Annotated in this window: 21 protein-coding genes; 7 read left to right on the forward strand and 14 right to left on the reverse strand. The window is 62.3% G+C overall.

The genetic code is table 11. From position 1 onward, the window contains the following. Positions 1 to 37: 37 nt before the first annotated feature. The 6 genes from QMK58_RS13775 to QMK58_RS13800 all read right to left on the reverse strand — a co-directional run bounded on the left by QMK58_RS13775 (position 38) and on the right by QMK58_RS13800 (position 6286). A complete protein-coding gene (locus QMK58_RS13775) occupies positions 38 to 244 on the reverse strand; it encodes a hypothetical protein (protein ID WP_053160818.1) in 207 nt (68 codons plus the stop codon). Between the two features lie 146 nt (positions 245 to 390). Further along, complete coding sequence (locus tag QMK58_RS13780) at positions 391 to 3150, reverse strand: LuxR C-terminal-related transcriptional regulator (protein ID WP_320396449.1); 2760 nt, start codon at positions 3148 to 3150, stop codon at positions 391 to 393. Positions 3151 to 3252: 102 nt separating this feature from the next. Next, positions 3253 to 4083 (reverse strand): N-acyl homoserine lactonase family protein, encoded by an 831-nt coding sequence (locus QMK58_RS13785; RefSeq protein ID WP_320396450.1) that lies wholly within the window; start codon positions 4081 to 4083, stop codon positions 3253 to 3255. A gap of 68 nt (positions 4084 to 4151) precedes the next feature. Continuing rightward, positions 4152 to 4541 (reverse strand): carboxymuconolactone decarboxylase family protein, encoded by a 390-nt coding sequence (locus QMK58_RS13790; protein WP_053160815.1) that lies wholly within the window; start codon positions 4539 to 4541, stop codon positions 4152 to 4154. Next, positions 4534 to 5457, reverse strand: a complete 924-nt coding sequence (locus QMK58_RS13795) for an NAD(P)-dependent oxidoreductase (protein WP_053160814.1) — start codon at positions 5455 to 5457, stop codon at positions 4534 to 4536. Before QMK58_RS13795 ends, QMK58_RS13790 begins: the two co-directional genes overlap by 8 nt. Positions 5458 to 5479: 22 nt before the next feature. Continuing rightward, positions 5480 to 6286, reverse strand: coding sequence for an SDR family NAD(P)-dependent oxidoreductase (locus QMK58_RS13800; RefSeq protein ID WP_320396451.1), 807 nt, complete (start codon positions 6284 to 6286; stop codon positions 5480 to 5482). 172 nt (positions 6287 to 6458) lie between these two features. On the opposite strand from QMK58_RS13800, the gene QMK58_RS13805 reads away from it, so the two are divergent. Next, complete coding sequence (locus tag QMK58_RS13805; protein ID WP_320396452.1) at positions 6459 to 7826, forward strand: MmgE/PrpD family protein; 1368 nt, start codon at positions 6459 to 6461, stop codon at positions 7824 to 7826. A 48-nt stretch (positions 7827 to 7874) separates the two neighbouring features. Here QMK58_RS13805 and QMK58_RS13810 read toward each other — a convergent pair whose 3' ends face one another. The 4 genes from QMK58_RS13810 to QMK58_RS13825 form a co-directional block, all read right to left on the reverse strand. Further along, entirely contained in the window at positions 7875 to 8519 is a 645-nt protein-coding gene (locus QMK58_RS13810) for an alpha/beta hydrolase (RefSeq protein ID WP_053160812.1), read from the reverse strand. A 12-nt stretch (positions 8520 to 8531) separates the two neighbouring features. Beyond that, positions 8532 to 9488 carry a VOC family protein gene (locus QMK58_RS13815; protein WP_156322363.1) on the reverse strand — a complete coding sequence of 319 codons (957 nt, stop codon included), beginning with the start codon at positions 9486 to 9488 and terminating at the stop codon, positions 8532 to 8534. Between the two features lie 42 nt (positions 9489 to 9530). Beyond that, positions 9531 to 10586 (reverse strand): maleylacetate reductase, encoded by a 1056-nt coding sequence (locus QMK58_RS13820; RefSeq protein ID WP_320396453.1) that lies wholly within the window; start codon positions 10584 to 10586, stop codon positions 9531 to 9533. A gap of 168 nt (positions 10587 to 10754) precedes the next feature. Further along, on the reverse strand, positions 10755 to 11558 hold the full coding sequence (locus QMK58_RS13825; RefSeq protein WP_320396454.1) for an alpha/beta hydrolase: 804 nt from the start codon (positions 11556 to 11558) through the stop codon (positions 10755 to 10757). Between the two features lie 173 nt (positions 11559 to 11731). On the opposite strand from QMK58_RS13825, the gene QMK58_RS13830 reads away from it, so the two are divergent. Both QMK58_RS13830 and QMK58_RS13835 read left to right on the forward strand, forming a co-directional pair. Next, positions 11732 to 12550, forward strand: coding sequence for an SDR family NAD(P)-dependent oxidoreductase (locus QMK58_RS13830; protein ID WP_053160808.1), 819 nt, complete (start codon positions 11732 to 11734; stop codon positions 12548 to 12550). Positions 12551 to 12560: 10 nt separating this feature from the next. After that, a complete protein-coding gene (locus tag QMK58_RS13835) occupies positions 12561 to 13730 on the forward strand; it encodes an MFS transporter (RefSeq protein ID WP_053160807.1) in 1170 nt (389 codons plus the stop codon). A 45-nt stretch (positions 13731 to 13775) separates the two neighbouring features. Here QMK58_RS13835 and QMK58_RS13840 read toward each other — a convergent pair whose 3' ends face one another. From QMK58_RS13840 to QMK58_RS13855, 4 genes are read right to left on the reverse strand one after another with little or no spacing between them, the layout of a single operon-like run. After that, entirely contained in the window at positions 13776 to 14210 is a 435-nt protein-coding gene (locus QMK58_RS13840; protein WP_320396455.1) for a nuclear transport factor 2 family protein, read from the reverse strand. Positions 14211 to 14222: 12 nt separating this feature from the next. Continuing rightward, complete coding sequence (locus tag QMK58_RS13845) at positions 14223 to 14618, reverse strand: twin-arginine translocation signal domain-containing protein (protein ID WP_053160806.1); 396 nt, start codon at positions 14616 to 14618, stop codon at positions 14223 to 14225. After that, positions 14605 to 14952, reverse strand: coding sequence for a c-type cytochrome (locus QMK58_RS13850; RefSeq protein ID WP_082344503.1), 348 nt, complete (start codon positions 14950 to 14952; stop codon positions 14605 to 14607). Before QMK58_RS13850 ends, QMK58_RS13845 begins: the two co-directional genes overlap by 14 nt. A gap of 11 nt (positions 14953 to 14963) precedes the next feature. Beyond that, entirely contained in the window at positions 14964 to 16472 is a 1509-nt protein-coding gene (locus tag QMK58_RS13855) for an FAD-binding oxidoreductase (RefSeq protein ID WP_320396456.1), read from the reverse strand. Between the two features lie 120 nt (positions 16473 to 16592). Between QMK58_RS13855 and QMK58_RS13860 the strand changes: the two genes are divergently transcribed. The 4 genes from QMK58_RS13860 (at position 16593) to QMK58_RS13875 (ending at position 22043) form a co-directional block, all read left to right on the forward strand. Beyond that, positions 16593 to 17477 (forward strand): LysR family transcriptional regulator, encoded by an 885-nt coding sequence (locus QMK58_RS13860; RefSeq protein ID WP_053160803.1) that lies wholly within the window; start codon positions 16593 to 16595, stop codon positions 17475 to 17477. Positions 17478 to 17882: 405 nt separating this feature from the next. Continuing rightward, positions 17883 to 19511: a DUF1302 domain-containing protein gene (locus QMK58_RS13865; protein ID WP_053160802.1), complete on the forward strand. Its 1629-nt coding sequence runs from the start codon at positions 17883 to 17885 to the stop codon at positions 19509 to 19511. Between the two features lie 13 nt (positions 19512 to 19524). Further along, positions 19525 to 20883, forward strand: a complete 1359-nt coding sequence (locus tag QMK58_RS13870; RefSeq protein WP_053160801.1) for a DUF1329 domain-containing protein — start codon at positions 19525 to 19527, stop codon at positions 20881 to 20883. A gap of 20 nt (positions 20884 to 20903) precedes the next feature. Beyond that, positions 20904 to 22043 (forward strand): WD40/YVTN/BNR-like repeat-containing protein, encoded by a 1140-nt coding sequence (locus tag QMK58_RS13875; RefSeq protein WP_320396457.1) that lies wholly within the window; start codon positions 20904 to 20906, stop codon positions 22041 to 22043. Positions 22044 to 22047 lie beyond the last annotated feature (4 nt).

A 22047-nucleotide genomic window follows, 5' to 3' on the forward strand; every position in this document is an offset into this window, starting at 1 on the left:
ACATCTGCGCAATAACCCTGTCGAAAGATAGCGATGCTCAGGTGCGAAATTGCTTCACCAGTTGCTGCTCGCCACCCTGACGTGCCAGTTCAGCGCTGGAGGCCGCTATGTGATCGTTCGCCGCGGCGTCCTGCATCGACTCGTCCCCACTCCTGTAAACGTTGCGATAGCTGTACTCGCGGTCACGCAAAGCCAGTAGCAGCTGCAACAGGGCAGAGGCAATTTCGACAGAGTTTGCGGCCAACGGGCAGATCGACCAGGCCGTTCAGGAACGGCGGCACCTTGTTGTCCTTTTGGCTGCTTGCGAGAATAGTTCGCCGGTTTGATCGGTGGCCTGGCGAGCCTAAGGAAGGGCGCGGCACCTATCAATGGATAGGCGCGCACCAGGGGTCAACGCAGAATGCCCAACTGCCGGGCGCGTTCGGCGGCTTGGGAGCGGCGGCGGATGCCGATCTTGTCGTAGATCTGCTGCAGGTACCACTTCACCGATCCTTCGGTCATGCCCAGCTTGTCGCCGATTTCGCGGTTAAGCATGCCGGCGGCAACCATCTTGAGAATGTCCAGCTCGCGGCTGTTCAATGAGCCGGCAATGGCCACCGGTTCGCTGGCCGGCAAGGCCGGTTTGGCGGCAATGGCACTGTCACCGCGAAAGCGTTGCAGCAACTGCGTGGCAAAGGCATCGGCCGGCTCACCTTCCAGCGCGGCGGCCTGCATTTGCTCGCGCAGCAAGCCGTGCAGCCAAGCGCCTTCATCGAGAAATACGCGAATAAAACCGCCCGGTGCGGCCTGGAACATGGCCCGCCGCACGATTCGCAATGCTGCGCGCTTGTCGCCGGACAGCAGCGACAGGTGGGCGATGATCAGGTCCCAGCGCAGCACGCTGCGAATGGCATCCGCCGCGCTCATATGGCGGTGCCATTGCTTGGCCAGACCCAACGCTTCAGGCAGGCGGTCTTCGGCCTGGGCGACCCGTACCCAGGACAACGCGCGGGCCTCGTCGCGGGTGGTGATGCCGTGGTGCGGGGTGAACAGGTTGGCCGGCCGGCGCAGGTCATGCTTGCGTCCCAGGCGAATTACCGAGTCGGTGTCGCCCTGACGCAGCAGCCATTTCAGTCGTTCGGCGAGGGTGAACAGGCGCAGCCGCTCGAAGTCGTGCTCCTGAGCAAACACGTCGGCCTCATCGAGCATGCGCAAGGCGGTGGAAACGTCGCCGTCGATCATCGACAGCCGTGCTCGGGTTAGCCAGCCGGCAATGGCCTGGTCGACAAAACCCTTGTAGCTGATCTGCGGCAGGTACTGTTCGAGGATGTTGCGCGAAAGCGTCAGCTCATCACGCTCGTAGTGGATTTTCGCCAGGTGCATGGCCACCACGGCGGCCAGTGGCGAGCCTTTACCGGCAATGCGCTCAGCCGATTTCAGCGTTTCGTTGAGCGAATGCAGCGCCACGTGCACGCGCCCGGCGACAAAGCGTGAAGGGCCCAGCACCGCCTGGTGAAAAACAGTGCCCAGCGGGCTGCCGACACGGTTGAGATACTCCAGCGCCTGGGTATGCAGGCGCTCGATATCGCCGAGCTTGTAGTGCTCGCGTCGTGCATAGATCAGCGCCGTGTAGAGACTGGCGCGTACCAGGGGGTGGGCGTCATCGTATTCGTCGACCAGGGTGCGCGCCTTGTCCTCGACCTGGGGCATCTCGTCCGCGAGCATGGCCAGCATCATTTCGCGGTGCATCATCTGATGGTTGAGGTTGCGAATTTCCATTTCCGACACCTCTCCGGCCTGCTCCAGGCGGTCGATGCTCTGGCGGGCAGTCACCAGCAAGTGGCGGCAGGTTTCGAACTGCCAGCCCATCAACAGGTTCCAGGTTTTGGCCAGGAGCATGCGCGGAAAACGCTCCAGCATGTCGGCCGGCAATTTTTCCACCAGGCTTACCGCGTTCTCGTCGGCGCTGAAAATCTGTTCGCAGTTGGCGTCCATGATTTCCGCTGCGCGCAGCGTGTCAGCGCTGGCCAGGGCGTGGTTAAAGGCTTCGGTATGCAACTGATTGTCGGAGTACCAGTCGCTGGCCCGGCGGTTCAGCTGTTGATACAGCGCAGGGTCGCTCTCGCGCACCTGGCGGCGTAGGAACTCGGCGAACAGCGGGTGGTAGCGATACCACTTTTGCTCTTCGTCCATTGCTAGTAGAAACAGGCCACGGGCTTCGCACTCACGCAGCATGTCCTGGCCGTCATGGCTCTGCGTCAGCGCATTGCACAGTGGCACACACAGGCGGTCCAGCACGGCGCTGTACTGCAGAAAACGGCGAATGTTGTCGGGTTGGCGCAGCAGCACATCCTGCAGAAAAAAGTCGGCGAACTGACGGCGTTCACCTGAGAAGTTCGCCAGGTCGTGCAGCAGTTCCGGGTCGCGGCGCAGCAACATGGCGGCGAGTTTGAGACCGCCTACCCAGCCCTCCAAACGGGCTTCGAGAATGTTCAGTTGCGCCTGATCCAAGCCGCTGACGCCATGGCGCTCCATCAACTGCACGGTCTCGCCATGGCTGAAGCGCAGGTCCTGGTTGCCGAGGTCATAGACCTGGCCGTGCATACGCTGACGGGCCACCGACAGGCAGGGCTCGCCACGGAACGACAGAATGAAATGCAGCCCCGGTGGCGCATGGTCAATCAGCATCGACAGCACCCGCACTGAGTCAGTGCCGGCCAGATGGTGAACGTCGTCGACGAAGACATACAACGGCGCGCCGGCCTGGGTTTTCACCAGACCAAGAATCGCGTTGAAGGCCCGGTGCAGGTTGTTTTCACCGACCCGGGTGAGCTGTTCGTGGGCCAGGCCTTCGACGTCGGCCAGTTCAATCGCGCCTTTGAGGTAGGCGACAAATACCGGCAACTCCTGGGCGCTGGCGTCCAGCGACAACCAGGTGACGCGCTGGCCGTGCTGCTGCAGCAGGTGGTAGTGCTGGGCGAGCACGCAGGTTTTGCCGTAACTGGGGGGCGCCTGAACCAATGCGAGCACGGCTTCACCGGCTTCGCCGAAACGCTTGTTCAAGCGTGGGCGGGCAATCAGGTTGGCGGTTTCTGCCGGGGGGAGCAGTCGGGAGCCGATCAGGAAGACTTGAGTCGGTTCCTGGGAGTCGGAAGCGGTTCTACTGCGCATATGCACGTCGCCTCTATACATCTGGGTCGATAACTCGACCTCTTGTTGATATGCCTGAACAACGCGTGCCGGGTGAGTAGCCCGGTCACGGCAGGTGGGTTCTTATGGCGCAAAGGGCTGCGGTTGTCCAGCACTGGCATGGGGCGGCAGGTGCAGGGCAACCACGTCGTCGAACGGGTCGCCGTGGAACGGATAACGCGCGCGTACCAAGGGGTCGTGGCCGGGTATCAGGTGCTGCGCCGAGTCGGCCAGGGCCAGCAGTTTGCGGTAGCCGTCGAGCATGTCGCCGACGTTGAGCACCACCGGGAAGGGCGCCTCGTGCTCCATGTTGTCGTAGTAATGGCTGGCGTCCGAGGCGAGCACCACCCAGCCCCGCGCGGTATGGACGCGCACCGCTTGCAAGCCCTGGGTGTGACCGCCGACGTGAACCAGTTGAATGCCAGGGGCCAGTTCGACGTCACCGTCGTGGAACACCACGCGCTCCTGATAAACACCGCGCACGATATTGACCACGTCTTCGACGTTGAACGGCTGGCGCAGCGGTTTATAGAGCATGTAGCGCCCGGTGGCGTACCGCATCTCCGTTTCCTGCAGGTGGAAACGTGCGTTGGGCAGCAGGTTTGTATTGCCGGCGTGGTCGTAGTGCATATGGGTTATGACGGTGTCGCTGATGTCCTGCGGGCTGAGGCCCAGGACTTCCAAGGCCTTGATCGGACAGCGCAGCAGCGTGCGGCCGCGGGCGTCGGCGGCGGCCTGATTGAAGCCCGTATCGACCAACCAGGTGCGGCCTTCACCGCGAATCAGCCAGACGAAATAGTCCATGGGCATGGGCAGATCGTGGGCGTCGTGAATTTCCATAAAATTGTCACGACGCCGACGCGCCACATGGGCGTAGCGCAGCGCAAACACTTCGTAGCAGGGTGGGTTGTTCATCGGCGGCTTCCGGTCTTGTTTTTGTAGAGTGGCCCGCCGGGGCAGGCCGGGAGCAGCAGGAGTGGCAATCAGCTCTGGTGTTCGGCCTCCCACACCTTGATCGCTTCGCTGGCCACGCGAAATGCCGCCAAGGCAGACGGCACGCCGCAGTAAATGGCCGCTTGCATCAGCACCGCCCGAATCTCTTCTTCGCTCACGCCATTGGTGAGCGCGCCTTTGACGTGTACGCCCAGTTCGTGGTGCTGGTTCATGGCTGTGAGCATGGCCAAGTTGAGCAGGCTGCGGGTTTTGAAGGGCAGGGTTTCGTCACCCCAGATCGCGCCCCAGCAGTACTCGGTAACCAGTTCCTGCATGGGCTTGTTGAAGGCATCGGCGCTGGCCCAGGATTTCTCCACATGGGTGGCACCCAGTACCGTCTTGCGGTTGGTGAAGCCTTTTTCGAACAGTGCGTTATCCATGGTGGTTTCCTTGTTTTTTGGCGACGGTAGGCACTTCAACACCGGCCCACTGTTCGATCAGGCAGACCATGCGGGTGAAGTCGGCGTTATCGCCGAAGGCTGCGCGGGTCATGTTCAGTACCTGGCGTACGGCGCTGCCAACCGGCATGGGCACGCCCATGGCCTCGGCTTCATCGAGGCACAGTCGGGTGTCTTTGAGTGACAAGGCGGTGCTGAAACCGAAGTCGAAGGTGCGCGGTAGCACGGCGCGCGGTAGCTTGTCGGCGGTAGCGCTGTTGCGACCGCTGCCGGCGTTGAACACGTCGAGCATCACTTGCGGATCGAGACCGGCTTTTACGCCCATCACCAGCGCTTCGGAGGACACGGCCAGGGCGGTGACCGACACCAGGTTATTCACCAGTTTCATGGTCTGGCCCAGACCCGGTTCTTCACCGCAGAAGATCACCTTGCCCAGGTGCTGGAGGATCGGCAGCAGTTCGTCATGGGTCGGCGTCGGGCAGGACACCATCAGTGCCAGGCTGCCTTTTTGCGCGCCGGCAGCACCGCCGCTCACCGGGCAGTCGACGGCAATAACGGCGTTTTTTGCCAGCGCTTGCGCCACCAGCTTGGCGGTACGCGGGCCAGTGGTAGACAAGTCGACAAAGACCCGCACCTTGCTGCCAGCGGCAACGCCCTGGTCGCCCAGTGCGACCTTCTCCACCACATCTGGAGTAGGCAGGCTGGCGAAGACGATCTCCGCTTGCGAGGCCACCGCGGCCGGGCTACTGGCACGCTTGGCGCCCAGGGCGACTAGGCGCTCGACTGCGGCCTCGTTGAGGTCGGATACGGTCAGGTCATAACCGGCTTGCGCCAGGCGGGTGGCCATGGGCTCGCCCATGGTGCCGAGGCCGATAAAGCCGATGCTTGGATTGGACATCTGGAGTTCTCCGGGTGAGTTGTCAGCTCGCCAGCCAACCGCCATCAACCGGCAGCATGGCGCCGGTGATATCGGTGCCGGCTTCGCCGCACAGGAAGGTGATCAGTTCGCCGACGTGTTCGGCCTGGTTGAAGCGTCCCGATGGCTGCTTGCCAGCCAGGAAGCGGCGCACGGCCTCTTCTTCGTCGAGCCCGTCGCGCTGGCGTAACGCCTCGACGCGGGCGGCAATCGATGGGGTAAGGGTGGAGCCGGGGGAAACGGAGTTACAGGTAATTCCGTGGTCGAGGTTTTCCAGCGCCACGACGCGGGAGAAGCCGAGCAACGCGCTTTTGGTGGTCACGTAATCTACCCGGTTCGGTGTGCCGCGCATGCCGTAGATCGAGGTCAGGTTGATGATCCGGCCCCAGCGCTGTTCGCGCATGCCCGGCAGCAGCAGGCGGGTGGCCTGGAACACCGCCGAGAGGTTGACGGCCAAGGCCAGGTCCCAAGCCTCTAGCGGAAATTCGTGTACCGGGGCGAAGTGCCGGGTGACCGCGTTGTTTACCAGAATATCGACGCCGCCGAGCACCTCGCGGGCGCCCTCCACCAGCGCCGTTACACCCTCGGCGCTAGACAGATCGGCGCTCAGGTAATGCACGGGCACAGCATGGTGCTCGCTTAGTTCAGCGCAGGGGGCCGCCATGGTGTTTGCGGGCGCCCGGCCATGCAACACCACCGCGCAACCGGCTTTCGCCAACGCCTTGCCAATCGCCAGGCCAAGGCCAGCGGCGGAACCGGTGATCAGCGCGCGTTTGCCGTGCAGGGGGCGGTTTTCGATAAAGGGGGCCATGCCGGGTTTCCTCTGGGCTGTCTGAAGTGCCGGGCCAGCTTTGCGCCTGCCCCCTGCCAAGGCACCTGCCGAAAGATAGTGAGGGGCACTGGCGCCGCGCCTGCCTATGGATAGGTGCGCGCCAGGGGTGGCGCGCGTATCTATCGGCGGCACCACCTTCGAGGAGATGTCGATGCGCCCCACTGAAAACCCGATTCCCGCCGCCCCTGCTGTGACCCGGCAACTGGCCGGTTTTATTGAAAACACACGGTGGAGCGATCTGCCCACGGCCATTCAGCACGAAGCCAAACGTGCGTTGGTGAACTACTTCGCGGTGGCCCTGGCCGGTTGCGACGACCCGGATATTGGCAAGGTGCTGGCGCTACAAGGGTGCCTGCGCGGCGGTGGCCAGGGCCGGGTGATCGGGCGCAGCGAACGCCTGGACATGCTCGACGCGGCAGCCATCAATGCGATGAGTGCCAATGTCTATGACTTCGACGATACCCATATTCCGACCATCATCCATCCTACGGCGCCGGTGGCAGCGGCCTTGTTCGCGCTGGCTGAAACCCGGCCGGTCAGTGGTGAGCAACTGCTGCTGGCGTTGGCGCTGGGCATCGAGGTGGAGTGCCGCCTGGGTATGGCACTGCACCCCTGGCACTACCAGCGCGGCTGGCATATCACATCCACCTGTGGTGTTTTTGGCGCCGCAGCGGCGGTGGGCAACGTGCTGGGGTTGAATGCCCGGCAACTGCACTGGGCGCTGGGCAACGCCAGCGCGCAGGCGTCGGGGTTGGTGGAAACGTTAGGTAGCGCGGCAAAAAGCCTGAGTGTGGGCAATGCACCGCGCAACGGCATGCTGTCGGCCTTGCTGGCCGAGCAGGGGTTTGCCGGGCCCGAGCAACCACTGGAAGGTGAGCGTGGCTTTCTGCGGGTGATGGGTGAGCAACCCCGTTACGCGGCGTTGCAGGAAGGGCTCGGCGAGCAGTGGTCTTTGGCGGCCAATACCTACAAACCCTATCCGTGCGGGGTGGTGCTCAACCCTGTGATCGAGGCTTGTCTGGCATTGGCGCAGCAGCGGGACTGGTCGCGGGAGCCCATCGATCGTATTGAGTTGATCGGTCACCCGCTGCTGCGCGAGCGCACGGACCGGCCGACTATTGGGCTGGGACGCGAATCGCAGGTCAGTGCCCAGCATGCGGTGGCTGTCAGCCTGTTGACCGGGCAAGCGGGGCTCGCCTCGTTCAGTGATGCAGCGGTGGCCGATGAACGTTTGCGAGCCTTGTACCCGAAGCTGGTCATGCGCGATGACCCCAGCTATTCGGTGGAGTCGGCGCAGGTGCACATCTGGCTGCAATCCGGCGAGCTGGTGAGCCATCGGGTGGAGACCGCACGCGGTGGTTTGGCGCTGCCGTTGAGTGATGCTGAACTGGAAGCCAAGCTGCGTGAGCTTGCGGCCTATGGCCGTTCAGGCTGTGCCGTGGCGCCATTGCTGGACGGACTCTGGGCGTTGGATAAGGCCGCAGATGCCGGGCACCTGATGGCGTTGGCAGCGGGTTAAGCGGCGTGAGTGCAAGCAGGGCCGCATGGCCCTGCTTACGGAGCGGCGTTACAGCCCGAGGGTGCGTTGCAGAAGGTCTCGCCCCAGGGCGATTTCCTCGTCACCTACCTCATGGCCGCGCCCGTTGTACACCTGCAGCTCAACCTCGGCGCCCATACGACGAAACACTTCGGCTGTTTCCTCGGTACGCGCCAAAGGGACCCAAGGATCGGCTTCGCTATTGCCGAAGAACACCGGCGTGCCGGCCAGCTTGTCAGGCGTTAGCCAGGACGTGCCAGGAGGCGCTATCAAACCGCCGGTAAAGGCGATCAACCCGCCCCAGCGATGCGGATGGCGATAGAGGTATTCGCAGGCCAGGCAGGCGCCTTGAGAGAAGCCGATCAGCACAATGCGCGAACGCGCGATGCCGCGATTTTCCAGCTCGACGACGGCAGCCTCGAGGCGCGCCAGGGCAAAGTCCAGCGCCGGCTGATTGTTCTCCAGCGGCGCCATGAATTTGTCCGGGTACCAGGAGTGTTGTGCGGCTTGGATGGCGAAATAGGGGATGTCCGGCAGGTTAATGCGCGCGGTGATGGCGAGCATGTCTGCCGGGCTCTGTGTGCGGCCATGAATCAGAATGGCCGCGCCGCCCTGGGCCTCGGGGGCGGGCCCCGAGGCGAGGGTGGGATACTGCAGATGCGGGTTCGCACTCATCCCGGCAGCCCCTCAGTATTTCAGGGGTTCGAGGTAGGCAGCGATTTCCTCGGCGCGCGGGCCGAGCTGCGGCGGAATCTGGATGGTTTTGCCGAGGTCTTCGAGCGCCTCGTCCACCAGGAAGCCTTCGGGTTTCGACACCGCCGCTTCAAACAGCGCGCCAGACGGCGTGCGCACATACACCGAGTCGAAATAGCCACGGTCTTTGCGGTCGGACACGTCGGTGTAGCCCAGGCCTTCGAGGTGCAGCTTGACGCTCTTCTGGATCTCCAGATCGGTGACCTCGAATGCGCAGTGGTGCACGGTGCCCTCGCCATAGGCCCAGGAGCCTTGCGCCAGGTCCGGTTCGAGTTGGAAGTCGATAATGGTGCCCGAACCGCCGTTACCCACTTCGTAGCGGCTAAATGCGCCGTCGGTGTTGCGCAGTTTGCCGCTCCAGCCGTAGTGCATGAATTCGGCCGAGTTCTCCAGGTCGCGCACGGAGACGGTAATTCCGTGGGTGCCGCGAATGCCGAATTCGGATGGCACTACGCCGTTGGAGTAAGGCTTGCGGTCATCATCGGCAATGCCCACCAGCTCGTAGCAAATGCCACAGGGGTGGGCGAAGTGCAGCAGCTGTTCGCCGAAGCGTTCCTGGAATTGCGGTTTGAAGCCGTGGCTTTCCAGGTGCTTGGCCCAGAAACTCAACGACGACACTGGTACCGAGAGCGCCAGGGTCTTGATCTGCCCGCTGCCAGGGCGGCCTTTACGGCCGGACTGGCGCATAGGGAAGCAGGTGATCAGGGTGCTTTCTTCACCGATGTCGTTGCCGTAGTAGAAGTGATAGATCGGGTCAGTACCGTCATACAGACCGGTTTTCTTTACGCTTTTGAGGCCCAGTACCTGGGTGTGGAAGTCGTAGTCTTCCTGGGCTCCGCCGACGTTAAGGGTGATGTGGTGGTGACGCAAGATGTGCGGGTTGAGTTCCATGACGTTCTCCTTGTGGTTGAGCATTCGCTGCGCGTTGGCGTGTTACGGACGGGTGCCGTTAAAAGCGTTGTCGAGCAGTTCACCAATGGCCGCCGATTCAATGGGCCGAGGGTTCCAGTAGGGCGAGGCACAGGCGATTTCCACCGCGCGCGTTACGTCTTTCGCCTGCATGCCAATGTCGGCCAGGCGGGTGGGTGCGCCATGCTTGAACGCCAAATCGAACAGTCCTTGCGCTGCGTTTTCCACGCCCAAGGCACGGGCGATGCGGGCCATGGCCTCGGGTGCGGCGGCGGCGTTGTACGCCGTGGCGTGGGGCAGAATCACCGTGTGGGTTTCGGCGTGCGGCAGGTTGAAGCTGCCGCCCAGGGTGTGGCACAGCTTGTGGTGAATCGACATGCCCACCGCGCCCAGGCAGGTGCCGCAGGCCCAGGCGCCAAACAGCGCATCGGAGCGTGCTTCGCGGTCTTGCGGGTTGACGTGGATATGGGGCAGGGCGCGGCCAATGGCGGCGATGCCCTGTTCGGCGAGCGAGGAAATTAGCGGGTTGGCGTCTTTCGAATACAGCGCCTCCACGGCGTGGGCGATGGCGTTCAGGCCGCTGGTGACAGTCATCTGCGCCGGCAGACTGAGGGTGAGTTCTACGTCGTAGATGATCACTTCCGGCAACACCTTGAGGGTGCGCTGGGTGGTCTTCAGGCCATTCTCGGTCTGGCCGATAATGGGCGTCGCTTCGGAGCCGGCGTAGGTGGTGGGAATCACGATCTGTGGCAGATCAGTATGCAGCGCGATGGCTTTGCCCAGGCCGATGGTCGAGCCTCCGCCCAGTGCCACAACGCAGTCGGCACCGCAGCGCTTGACCACCGTGAGGGCGTCTTGGGTGACCTCCACGGGCGTGTGCATGGTGGCGTTGTCGTAAAGGCCGACGGCCAGTTCAGCCAATTGCGCGACCAGGCGTTCGCCGGCGTCGCGCTGTTGTGGCGTGGTCAACACCAGTGCGCGTGAGCAACCCAAGGCGCGGATTTCGTCGGCCGTTTGGGCCAGGGTGCCAAAGCCGAAAATGACTCGTGATGGTAGTGCGTTGTAGATGAAAGGCTGCATAGCGCGGTGGTACTCCCGAGGCTGGCGTGCTGCTGGAACACTGTGTCGTGCTAGCAGGTTGTGCTCGGGGGAGGTGCCAATCACCTGCCGAAAGATAGTGCGGCCGTACTGCCAATCAGGGTCGTTTTCGCGGCCGCAGTGATGGGCGCGATGGCCCATCGTTAGCAGTTACAGCAGGAACCCGGCGACGGCGTCGCGGGCTTGGGGCGCCTCGTCCAGCACCAGGTGGCCGGCGGCGGGAAACATTTTTAACTGTGCGTGCGGCAGTAGGCGCTGCCAGTGCTCGGCCTGGCCCGGCGGCACGATGCGGTCCTCGCTGCCCCACAGCAGCAGGGTGGGCATGCGGATGCGGTGCAGCCAGTTCGGCAGCTTGGGATTGGTCATCACGCCGTTGTTGGAAATACGTGCCACGGACATGCCTTCACGCATGCGCATGGCGCCGAATTCTTCGTCCGGGCCGTTGGGCAAGAATGGCAGCAGCGTGACGATGTCATGCACCAGATAGTACGGAATCTCTTCCGGCGCAATAACCATAAAGTCCGGCTGAGGGTGCTCTTTCACGTCCAGACCGGCCGGCGCAATCAGCACCAGTTTGTCGATCTGCTGGCCGTGCTGAATCGCGAACTCGGCCGCCATGCGCCCGCCGAGGGAAAAACCCACCAGATTGAAATGCGCCAGACCCATGACCTCGAACAGCTCCTGATAGTGCTGAAGGTAGTCTTGCAGGCTGTCGATGTTGGGGTTGTCCGCAGACTGCCCGAAGCCTGGGTGATAAGGCAGGATCACGCGAAAACGGTCGGTCCAGGCACGGGCGAAATCGATGCCGTGCCATGTGCCGCCGCCGTGCAGAAATACCAGTGGCGGGCCGTCGCCTGCGCTGTACACCACGGTGGGGCAGCCGTTGATCAGGTACTCGTGGCGGTCGAAACCGCTGTGATCGACGCGGGCGTCGCCGAAGCTGTTGTTGGACATTGTGGGCTCCTGAGGCTGTGTCTGGGTTTGCGAGCCAGGAGCTTGGGTCGGGTGAGTGAGTAGGGCACCTATCGTTGGATAGCGCAGGCCCCACGCAGTCGATAGATAGGTGATTCGCGCCAGGCCCGACGCTCTGCTGCCTTTTCTCCATAACAAGAAAATGAGGGAAGGCGATGAACGCTGCGCAATTGTTCGAGGTAAGCAACAAGGTGTGTGTAGTGACCGGTGGGGCCAGTGGCATTGGCCTGGCCTGCGCTGAAGCCATGGCCGAAAACGGCGCGCGGGTGGTGTTGATGGATATAGACACTCGCCGCTTGGAGGCGGTGGTAGAGCGGCTGCGTGCACGGGGGGTGGCGGTGTCCGGCGAGACAGTGGACGTAAGTTCACGGGCATCGTTGGCGACGGCGTTCGAGGCGGTCGCCCACCGCGAGGGACGCATCGATGTGGTGTTTGCCAATGCCGGGGTGGACGTCGGCGAAGGCTTTATTGCCCGTGACGGCAGCCGCAGTGTCGAGGGCGCGCTGGAGAACATCACCCAGGAGCATTGGCACACTTACCTGGGCATCAACCTGGGTGGCGTGCTGCATACCTTACAAGAGGCGGCGCGGCATATGAAGCCGGCCGGCAGCGGCAAGATCATCGTTACCACGTCGGTCGCCAGCTTGTGCAACGTCGGCGGGGTGGGAACCTCCTATTTCGCCGCCAAGGCCGCCGCTTCGCACCTGATGCGCCAGGCAGCTCTGGAACTGGCGCGCTACAACATTCAGGTTAACGCAATGGCGCCGGGTGCATTCGCCACCAATATCGCTGGCGGCCATGTGCGAGACCCCGAAATGCGCCGCCTGCTGGAAACCACCAACCCGCAACAGCGCGTTGCCGAGCCCGAGGAGATCAAGGGCCTGGCGCTGCTCCTGGCCTCTGACGCCTCATCGTTTATCACCGGCAGCGAGATCGTCATCGACGGTGGCGCACTGCTTGGTCACGCCGATTAAGGAGCTCGTTATGACGATCAAATGGCCTGCAATCCTGTTGATTTACCTATTCGGCCTGGCCGGCACTTCGGCCCTCGGCATGATGGGCCCGTTGGCCGCAGATATCGGCCGCGCCTTTACGGTGCCCAGTTCGTTGGTGGGCATCGCCATCGCCGGGCAATTGCTGCCGTTGGCGTTTGCCGGCATTCCGGTCGGCTGGCTGATTGACCGGGTCGGACCGCGCCTGTTGCTGGGTGTGGGAGTGCTGTGCATTGCCGCCTGCAGCCTGGCCAATGGCTTGGTGAGCAGCTTTGGGCTGTTGCGGGTTGCCCTGTTGCTAGAGGGTATAGCGCTGGTGGCCGTGCTGACCTCGGGCATGACGCTGCTGATGATCAGCACCGAAGGGCGCCGTCAGGTGCAAGCGTTGACGCTGTGGTCGACGGTAATGCCGGTCGGCTATGCCTTTGGCTTGTTGTTGGTAGCGCCCTTCGCCGGAGGGGCACACTGGCAGGGCGGTTTTTTGCTGCATGCCGGTGTGTTACTGGTGCTGGCATTGACGGTGGTCGTGCTACCTGCCGTGCGTGCCCGGGTTGGCGCGGGCACCGGCTTTGCCGTGCTGCGCAATGTGCGGGTGCTGCGCTTTGGCCTGAGCCTGAGTATGTCGGCGCTGGCGGGCATCGGCACCAGCGCGGTGGGAGCGCTGTACCTCAACCAGGTGCATGGCATTGAGCTGGCCCGTAGCGCGCAAATGATGGCGTTGGCCAGCTTGGCCGGAGTGGCGGGCAGCTTTGTGGTTGGCTGGATGCTGACGCGAGGGTGGGCAGGGCTGCCGATTGGGGGGCTGCTGGTATTCGTCGCCTTGACCGGCGGGGTGGCCTTCTATGTGCCCTGGGGCTGGGCCGCGCTGGCCTGGTGTGGGGCGATTTTGCAGCAGCTGGCAGTAGGTGGTTTTATTGCGCTGGCCTACGCATTATTGCCGCGTGCGTTGCCCGATCCGGGTATGGCGGGTACGGCGGCCGGGATGGTCGGGCAGATCACCGGCATTGGCGCCACGCTATCGGCGCCGCTGTTTTTTGCCGCGCTGGCGTATGGGCAGTGGAGTTACTTTCTGCTCATTCTGCTGGTGGCCTGGGGCGGTAGCTTGTTTTTGCTGCCGGTGTGGTCGCGGGCGGTAGCGCAGTTACCGGTCGGGAGTGCGTAGAGACTCAAGGCGCCAGCGCAATGCTGGCGCCTTTTACCTACTTATTCAGAACAGCGGGTGGGCGCTGACCGACTTCTCGGGCACCGGTTGAAGCACGTCCCAGTGCTCGGCAATTCGCCCGTTTTCCAGGCGAAAAATATCCACTACCGCGATGCCAGGATCATCGGCACTGGTGCGTGCGTGGACGTGTACAAACACCAGATCGTCTTCGCTGGCCACGCGCTGCACGTCGTAGCGCGCGTCGGGGAACTGTTGCTGAAAGCCTTCGAGAAACTGGATGGCGGCCACGGTCCCATCCGGTGCGTTGGGGTTGTGCTGGATATAGCTCGGCGCCACATAACGCTCGAAGGCTGGGCGCAGTTGTTTCTCGGTGAAGGTCAGGTGAATAAACTCGAGTACCACCTGCCTGTTGCTAAGCGGCGCAGCCTGAACGTTGAGGCAGGCGCTTAGCAGCGCGGCACCTATAGCTTTGTTGATCATCGGTAAGGCTCCTTAGAGAACGGCCTGCAGCGTGAATAAGGGGACACCTGAAGCTGAAAGAATGCGTTGTTCATCATGCAACTCGGCACCCTGCACGCGCAAAGCATCGAGAAGCAGGCAATGGTTGGCGGCGCCCAGCGAGCTGCATAAGCGACTTCCGGTGCGGCCGGCCAGGCGGGCAACATAGTCGTCCGGCTGAAGCCACTGGCCGGCGGGCAGACGCCAGATTTCATCAGGCGTTCTGCCCAATGTGGCAATCAAGCTGTCGATGCGGGTGTCGCCTTCGAGCAACACAATCAGGCGCATCTCGACGGGGCCCGCCCATACCGGGCTGGCCAGCGGCAGGCCGGCCAGCAGCGCGCCACCGCCCATCAGCAGCGAACCACGCAACACATCACGGCGCCACATGGGGTTTCTCCTCGGCAGTTGTCGCCGGTTGCTGGCTGATCCAGTTGGCCAGGGTAGCCAACTCCGAGTCGCTGATTTCACTGTCGCGAAATGCCGGCATCTGCCTTACACCAAAGCGCGCAAACGCCTGGATCATCGCTGGCGGCAGTTGCCGGCCACGCAGTTCCGGGCCAATACCGTTGCTGTGGCAGTAGGTGCAGGTGTCGGCCCAGACCTGTTGCGCACTGCGCTCGGCGTGGGCGGGCAGGGTGGCGGTAGCAAGGGTGAGCAGCAGCGGTGAAAAACGCAAAACACTGCGCCGCGGGCGGCAAATAGCGAGTGGGGAAATAGTCATGTCAGGGGGCCTCACAGGCGAATGCCGGACTTGCCGGGCGCGAGGATGCCGTTCGGGTCGAGCGCCCGTTTGATCGCTCGGTTGACCTCTTTTTTTACCGGTCCGTAACTGTCCGCCAGCTTGTCCATATAGCCGATGCCGGTGCGGTAAACCGCGTGCCCGCGTTTGGCGAATTCGTCCATCAGCTTTTCGAAGCAACGGTGCGCGCGCTGGGTTTCTTCAGCGTCGGTGCGGTCGTATTCCAGTGGCATCACATGGTGCAGAGCGCGGCCGCTGAGGGCCGGGGCGGACATATAGTCGAAGCCGAACTCTTCGTAGATCGAGCGCGCCAGGCGGGTTTGCTCGACAAAGTCGCGGCCACGCGCCGGGCAGATCGGCGAGAACCACATGGAGCCGCCACCGCCGCGCCAGTTGTACAAACGAAAGGCGTCCAGCGACAGCTCGTTGACCTGCATCGGATCATGAATATCAGGGATCACCCGCGCGCCGGAGCGCTCGAACGCCTGGCTGACCAATTTGTAGTCGGCGGCAATGCGCTCTTCGCTGCCGTACAGGGTGAAGATGATGTTCCAGTCGGCCAGGCCGATCTTCTTCGCTTCGCTGCGGATGATGTCTTGCGGTACCGGGCCGGTGCCCTGGTAGATATCGTGGCGCGTTTTGGCCGAGGTCAGGGCAATGGCGGCGTTGGCCATTACGCCGACATTGGGAATGAGCCCGGCGATTCGCAGCGGGGCCAGTGTATCGATGGCGGTTTCCAGCTGCGCCTCGTCGTATTGCACCAGCACTGTACGGTGGCCGGCAGGTGCCGGCATCAGCCAGAGGCCGAGCTTGGTCACCACGCCGAAATTGGATTGGGTGAAGAGTCCGTCCAGATAAGGGCCGAAGCCGTACTTGAAGATCTGCCATGAGTTGGAGTTCGGAAGACCGCCCGTGCCGGTGCGCAGTACCTCGCCATTGGCCAACACCACTTCCATGCCGCAGGCATTGTTGAAGTGATCGCCATAGGGGGTGTTGCCTTCGCCACGTTCCAGCGTGTTGCCAACCGGGCCGGCAATCGGGCCGGGGGCAGGGAAGGACAGCCATAACGGAATATTGCGTTCCTTCAGGTAGTCCTGCAGTTGCTTGTAGGTCACGCCCGGCTCGACCAACGCCGTGCACAGCTGCGCATCCACTTCGAGAATGCGGTTCATGCGTTTGAGGTCGAGAACCACCTGTCCGCGTTCGCCGGGCGCTGCCGAACCATATCCAAAGTTGCGGCCAGTGGAGATGGGCCACAACGGCACCTTGAAGCGGTTGCAGATTTTCAGGATGCCTTGCACCTGCTCGACCGAATCCGGCAACAGCGCGGCAGAGGCGGCGTAGTCGTTCTCATCGTGGGGCAACATGATTTTTCGGTAGGGCGCCAGGCGCTGGGGTTCGCTGATCACCTGGGCATCACCCAGCAAATGGCGAAAGGCGTTGATGGCGAGGGCAAAGTGTTCCTGCGTTACGCCGGCAGGTAGGACGGAATAGCTGGTCATGCGGGACTCCGCTTGTTGTTATTGCGGCCGGTTGGGGCACGCTTGAGCAGAATCATAGGGGGCTGGATCTATAGGCATAAGCCGGGTAAAAGCTATTTAAAGTATTCAGAAGTTTTATACATGGCGACGCCTTCTCTCGATCAACTACGGGTGCTGACTGAAGTGGTGGACTGCGGTTCGTTCTCGGCGGCCGCGCGCCGTCTGGGGCGCACGCAGCCGGTGATCAGCTACAGCATTGCCAACCTGGAAGCGCTGCTGGGTCTTACGCTATTTGAGCGCGGCAAGCGCCGGCCGATCCTTACCCAGAGCGGGGCGGCGGTGTTGGCGTATGCGCGGCGTATGTGCCTGCTCAGCGATGAGTTGCAGGCCGGGGTGGAAAACCTGGTGAAGGGGTTGGAAGGCGAGATCGGCCTGGCGGTGGATGTGCTTTACCCGTCTGAGCGCCTGGCTACCGTGCTGGGTCACTTCGCGGCCGAATTTCCGGGAGTGGCGATGCGCCTGGAAAGCGTACCGCTGGGCCGGGTACAGCAACTGGTGGAGTCGCGTACCTGTGTGCTGGGTGTCAGCGGCCTGTTTTACGATTGGCCAGACCATATCGAGGCGCGTGATTTCGGCCATCTGCAGATGGTGCCTGTCGCGGCACCCAGCCACCCGTTGGCGGCGCAACCGCAAGCGTTGTCCATGGCCATGCTGCGCGAGCACCTGCAGCTGATTCTGGATGATGCCAGCGGGCTGACCGAGGGACGTTCGTTGGCCATCAGTGGCGTACGCACCTGGCGGGTAACCGACTTCGATACCAAGCTGGCCCTGTTGCGCGCCGGTCTTGGCTGGGGGCATATGCCGCTGCACCGAGTTGAAGACGACTTGCTCCAGGGACGGCTGGTACGTCTGACGGTGCCGATTCGTCAGCTGGGCGAGCAGTCGTTCACATTGATCCACCGCGTCGACACACCCCCCGGCCGGGCCGGCAGCTGGCTGGCGCAGCGGTTGATCGAGCAGGGCTGAGCACCGGCGGCAGTGCCCCCTTGCCGCCAACTATCTTCGCTCTATCTTTCGATAGGAGAACCCTGGCAGAGATTGCGGGAATGTGAGGTCGTGCTCCTCTTCGGACTCCTCGTCGAAGCGCAAGCATCTCCAGACCTCAGCGTTTGGATTGTCCGGAAACTACAAGGAAAAAACAGGACATGAATGCGTATCCGCCAACCCGTGCCGCCGTCCCACCCGTTCGTGGCGGGAGATCTTCCCCGCCTGCAATGATCGGGCTTCAGGTGCCGGCGCCAGAAGTGCCCGGCTCGATCTAGCCCGCCTTCCATTCTTGTTTCAACGCCTAACCGCGAGCTGCTCTGCGTGCTCGTGCAGGGTCTCTACACGCCTGAAAAAGAGCACATCTCACCGGGGTAGAAACACAACATGACAAAACAACAACAACGAGTCTGCCGCGCCACCCTCGCTGCCACCATCGCCGCCATCTCCGCCAGCGGTATGGGCTTGGCCCAGGCCGCCCAGTTGCTGGACACCGACGACTACCAACTGCGCTGGGACAACACGGTGAAGTACCAGATTGGCCAACGCACCGAAGCACCGTCGAACTACAACACCAGCAACATCAACACCAACGACGGTACCCAAGCGTTCAACAAGCACGATCTGATTACCAACCGGTTCGATATTCTCACCGAGTTCGACTTCAACCTGAAAGACGCGGCCAACAGTGGCGTGCGCATTAGCGCGGCGGCTTGGTACGACAACGTCTACAACCGTGACCATCGCAGCATTCCCGCGGCCAGCTACAACATGTCGACGGTGGACAATGACCAGTTCACCGCCCAGGCCAAAGACCAGGCCGGACGCGATATCGAATTGCTCGACGCCTTTGTTCACAGCGGCATCGATCTAAACGGTCACTACCTGTCCTGGCGTCTGGGCCAGCACACCTTGCTGTGGGGCGAAAGCCTGTTTCTGGCGACCAACGGCATTGCCCACGGCCAAGCACCCAACGATGCCTACAAGGCCCTCTCGGTGCCGAGCACGTTGGCCAAGGAAGTGTTTTTGCCGGTCAATCAGCTGTCGGCAGCGCTGTCGCTGACGGACAAATTGTCGGTCGAAGGCTACTACCAGTTCGAGTACCAACAGACGCGCGTCGCCGCACCGGGTACTTACTGGAGCACCGGCGACATGGTGTTCAAAGGTGGTGAAAACCTGCTGCTGGCGCCAGGCTTTGGCGTGCCTCGCGGTCGGGATATAGAACCCCGCGAACACAGTGGCCAATGGGGCCTGGCCATGAAGTACCGAGACTTCGACAACGACTGGGATTACGGCGCTTATTTCCTGCGCTACCACGCCAAGACCCCGCAGGTATTCCTTCACATGGCCACGGTTGCACCGGGCGTCGCGGTGCCCGACGAGTACCTGTTTGTGTATCCCGAAGACATCAAGCTGTACGGCCTGAGCGCCTCGACGAAGGTCGGCGATGCCAACGTCGCCGGTGAAATCTCCTTCCGCGACAACGTGCCTCTGGTGAGTGATTCCAGCCAATTGGTGGTGGTCGACGATCAACGAATCAACGGCGGCAGCAATGCCGGCTATGCAGTCGGGCAAACCATCCATGCGCAGATTTCCACCATCTGGGTGCTGCCGCGCGTGTCGCTGTGGGACACCTCGCAGTTGACCGGCGAGCTGGGCTTGAACCACCTCTACAAAGTGACCGAGAACGAGGAGCGCCGGGACAAGGACAACACCGTGCGCACCGCCGGTGGTTTGCGCACGATCTTCGAGCCCACCTGGTACCAGGCGCTGCCGTCAATCGACCTCAGCAGCCCAATCACCCTGGGTTACAACTTCACCGGCAGGTCGTCGGTGGATGCCGGTTTCAACAACACCGGTGCTGCCCACGGCGGCGATGTGACCACCGCCCTCAACTTCAAATACGCCGGCAACTTGCGAGGTGGCATCAGCTACACGAAGTACCTCGGCTCCGATGACAACAACGCTTATCACGATCGCGACTTCGTTCTGCTGAACCTCGCCTACTCGTTCTGACTGGAGACGCTGCATGAAACACAACAACAAGATCGCCTTGCTGACCCTGTGCGTGGCCGCCGCTTTGCCCTTGCACACCCTGGCAGCGGTCAGCGCCGCCGAAGCTGCGCGCCTGGGCGGTGAACTGACCCCGTTTGGCGCCATCAAGGCCGCTAATGCCGATGGCTCGATTCCGGCCTGGACCGGCGGCCTGACCGAGGGCGTAACGCGCGAAGACCCCAAGCTGCCTCCCAAGCTGTTCGCCGACGAAAAACCGTTGTTCAGCATCAGTGGCAGTAATGTCGCGCAATACGCCGACAAGCTGTTCCTCGGTTCGCAGCAGCTGCTGAAAAACTACCCCGGCTACCGCATCGACGTATACCCCAGCCACCGCACCGCGGCGGCACCGCAGTACATCTATGACCGCACCCTGAAAAACGCCACCCGCACCACGCTGACCAATCAGATTCTGGACATGAACACCTATGCAGGTGGTGTGCCGTTCCCGATTCCGCAGGATGGCGAGCAGGCGATCTTCAACGTGCAGTGGAACTGGCGCGCAACGGACAGCACGGTGAACGCCAACACCTGGTTCGTGTCCTCCAGCGGCAAGCGTGCGCTGACGGCGGGCAATATCCTGCAGGTGACTACGCCGTTCCATTACCCCGACAACCGTCCCGATCCCTGGCAGGGCAAACTCTGGGGCCCAACCCTGGTGACGGCCACTGCTCCGGCCTATTCGGCAGGCGAAAAGCAACTGGTCCATGCCAACCCGGACCAGGGCATGATCACCCCGGTAAATGCCTGGGCTTATCTGACCGGCCAGCGCCGTCTGCGCAAGGCGCCCAACGTGCAGTACGACGTGCCGAACAACTTCAGTTCGGGGCTGACCAACTTTGATGACAGCTGGGGCTTCAACGGCGCGATCGACCGCTACACCTGGAAACTGATGGGCCGTCAGGAATTCTATGTGCCCTACAACGGCAACAATATGGCGTATGCCAAATCCAGCGATCTGGTCGGCGAAAAGTTCGCCAACCCTGACCTGATTCGTTGGGAACTGCACCGCGTGTGGGTGGTAGAAGCCAATCTGAAACCGGGCGCACGGCACGTGGTACCTAAACGCCGCATGTACATCGACGAAGATAGCTGGACCATCGTCGGCAGCGATCTGTGGGACGCCAAAGGCCAGCTGTGGAAGACCTTTCAACTTCCGCCTATGACCTTCCCCGAGGCGCCGGTGAACATGACGATTCCGATGATCGTCTACAACCTGCAAGCCGGTGACTACACCTTTATGAACACGTTGAACGACAGCGGCGAAGTGAACTTCAAGGTGCTGCCGCCGGAGATGTTCACACCGCAACAACTCGAGCGCTCAGGCGTCCGCTGAATTCAATACAGGTAACGCTTATGAAACGCCTCGACCTCCAGTGGTTTATGGTCGGTGCGGTCATCATGGGGGCCGCGCTCGCGACCCCCAGCATGGCTGCTGACAGTTCCTCAGAGAACACGCAAACATCGGCGTCCGCTACGCCGCTTGAACGACCGGCGCCGGCCGCTGCGCAGGTGCATCACAGCATGCTGCTGGCGATAACCCGAGCCGGTGAACGCCTGGTGGCGGTTGGCGAGCACGGTGTTATCGCGCTGTCTGACGATGACGGCCAACACTGGCGTAGTGCCAAGGTTCCGGTGGACGTCAACCTCACCGCCGTCGCCTTCGCCGATGAGCGTCAGGGTTGGGCCATCGGCCAAATGGGCGTGGTGCTGCACAGTGCGGATGCGGGCGAAAGCTGGCAGAAGCAGCTGGATGGCATCGGTGCTGCCAGCACCTTGCTGACTCAGGCACGGCAACAGGCGGCGAGTCTCGACGAGAGCGCTCGTGAAGACCTGCTGGACCGCGCCGAAAGTCTGGTAAACGACGGGCCGGACAAGCCGTTTCTCGACCTGTTGGTTGAAGACTCGAGCACCGTGACCGTGGTCGGCGCCTTCAATCTGGCGCTGCGCAGTACCGATGGCGGCGCCACCTGGCAGGGCTTTTCCCAAGCACTCGACAACCCCAATGGCATGCATGTCTATGCCTTGGAAAAAGTCGACGGCAACTTGCTAGCGGTTGGCGAGCAGGGATTAGTGCTCAAGTCCGCAGGCGCCCAGGCAACCCTCGCGGCGCAGCCATCACCCTATGACGGTAGCTATTTCGGTTTGCTCGCAATAGGCCAGCGCAAGGTGCTCGCCTATGGTCTGCGTGGCAACGCGTTTGTTTCCGATGATGCCGGTGACAATTGGCAAAAGGCCCAGGTGCCGGGCAGCCACAACGCCACCTTCAACGCCGCCCTTCGCCGTAGCAACGGCGATGTGTTGCTGCTCGATCAGTCCGGTCGTATTCATCTTAGCCATGACCAGGGACGCAGTTTCCGCACCTTGGCATTCGAGTGGGGCGCGCCATTAACCGGCGCCGTTGAAACCACCAGCGGCAGCATTCTGTTGTCTAGCCTGGCCGGTGTTGTGCAGATTCCCCCGGCTGCGTTGGCCAATACCGCTTCCGAGGAGTAATACC

The organism is Pseudomonas sp. P8_241, from assembly GCF_034008315.1.
Classification (GTDB): Bacteria; Pseudomonadota; Gammaproteobacteria; order Pseudomonadales; family Pseudomonadaceae; genus Aquipseudomonas.